This is a genomic window from Pseudomonas sp. p50(2008) (genome assembly GCF_015351605.1).
In the GTDB taxonomy this organism is placed as follows: Bacteria; Pseudomonadota; Gammaproteobacteria; order Pseudomonadales; family Pseudomonadaceae; genus Aquipseudomonas.
The window spans coordinates 1-1,971 of sequence record NZ_JACMYF010000034.1; the positions used below are offsets into that span (position 1 = coordinate 1).

Sequence of the window (1,971 nt, forward strand, 5' to 3'; positions counted from 1 at the left end):
CAGCATTTGCTGGGGCTCGAACAGTGAATAGTTGCCGTGGCTTAAGATGTTGATCAGGCGCGCGTGCAGGACGCCGTCCGGATCATCATCGTTTTGCTTTATGCAGACAGAAAAACTCTTGTGCCCGTGAAAGCTTGCCGTCTTCTCCAATATGGTGCGCAGCATGTTGTAGTGGTGGGTGAATAGCCGGTCTTCCTGCGCAGCCTGATACAGCTCAGCCAAAGCAGCTACATGGTGAAAGAATGGCGTATCGCCCGTTTCCTCCCGCAAGAAATAGCTACTGCCTGCTGAGACTTTGTTGACGAAATACCGCTTGGCATTTTTCAGCTCATTGCACAACACATTGAAAAACAGGGTGTGGTGCGTCGAAATGACGGTCTTAAGCTTGCTGTCCGGCCGTTTGAGCAGTTGTGCGAGGTGATTGGCCACGGCAATCGCGTTGTGCTCATCCAGCGACGATATCGGATCGTCAATATAGATGTACCTCACCCACTGATAAGCCTCTGCACCGTCCAGTGCCAGTTCCACGATTGCAAGGAAGAAGCACCAGACAAAGATGTTTTCCTCGCCGCGCGACACCTTGATATTGTCGATGACCTGCCCGTCCACCGTGCGCGAGAAGTTCACCGCCCATTCCTGCGTGTCGATGCGGAAATCAAAATCCGCATAACGCTGCAACAGTGGGCGGATGCGGTTGTCCATTTCCAGCTCGTTCAGGCCGGCAAAGAAGCGAGAATCAGCATTTAATGTAAGCCTGCGCTCGCTGTCCCCATCAAGATCGTTGTCCCAGTGAAACAGATCCTCGGTGAAGGCATTGAAGTAGAGCGTGTCGCGGGCATCGCCTTGCTTTCCGATGTCCTTGAAAGCCATGGATAGTCGCGTCTTGCCGGTGCCGTTATAGGCATAGAGCAGGATGGCCTTCTTGTTCTCCAGTCCCTGCCGCAGATGGGCAGCCAGCCTGGGAAGATCAGCGAAAGGTTGTCCTGGCTTCATACCTGCGCCTCGTCCAACGCAGGAAAAAGCTGCTGCATCAAACCCTTTTTGTGGACTTTGAGATCGTAGATCTTCAGGCCCTGCGCGACGACAAGACCATCGTGTAAAGATAGGCAATCGGCGATGCGCTGCTGCTCGGTTGGCTGCGGAAGCATCACATCGAACTCCTTCAACTTGTCCGTATCGAGTCGCCCCGTTCCGTGACCAGCGATGTCAACCAAGCTGAGCAGTCGTTGCTTGCAACTCAGCAGAAGATACGCCAGAAAACGGCCGTCAAAATCCCCTTTTGGCTCTAGTGCTTTTACATCTTGGTTAAAGCTCATTTGACGATTCAGAATGCAGATAGGTACATCTTTAAGCAAAGTCATCCCACGCGTTAGAATCAAAACAGTGCCAGCGGGCACCTGCTTTGCTCCATTATCGACGGCTATCGAGGTTATGTGGTCTTCGGTGTCATCTAAAAACAACTGCTTCATGTCCTTTGCGGAAGCCCATGGAATCGAGCCATTCCAAAACGCGGGGTTCCCTTTGGAGGGCGTGCCCCCAGATTTGAAGTTCGCAATTTCCCCCACGGTTGTTGGTTCCCACGCTTTCGTATCCCGAAACTCTGGAAAACGGAGGTAGGGGACGGTTTCGCCCTCGCTGGGGAAAAGCTGCTGCATCAGGCCCTTTTTGTGTGTCTTGAGGACATCCAGCTTGTGAGTTTCCGCCGCAATCAGATCGTCGAGGGAAGACAGGCAGTCGGAGATTTTTTGTTGTTCTTTTGGATTTGAGACAGGAAGAGGCAGAGACATGAAGTCACCATTCGGGATGCTCATGCGATCATGTCTTGCACCGGTACTCGAAGCTTGACGCATGTAATGATGCCAATGCGTCGATTTGAAGTAGTGGGCAAAGAAATCATTGTCACTGCTGGAAAACCTGAAGACGGTATATAGGGGAGACATTACCCCTGTGCCAACATTGTTCTTGGATATT

2 protein-coding genes are annotated in these 1,971 nt (G+C 52.0%); both read right to left on the reverse strand.

Annotated features, from left to right (window positions below; genetic code table 11):
- On the reverse strand, positions 1 to 993 hold a 993-nt coding region (locus H7698_RS31035), incomplete at its 3' end, for an AAA family ATPase (protein ID WP_194693892.1).
- Positions 990 to 1,971: restriction endonuclease subunit S (locus tag H7698_RS31040; protein ID WP_208525918.1), on the reverse strand; the 982-nt coding region annotated here is incomplete at its 5' end. The genes H7698_RS31040 and H7698_RS31035, both read right to left, overlap by 4 nt.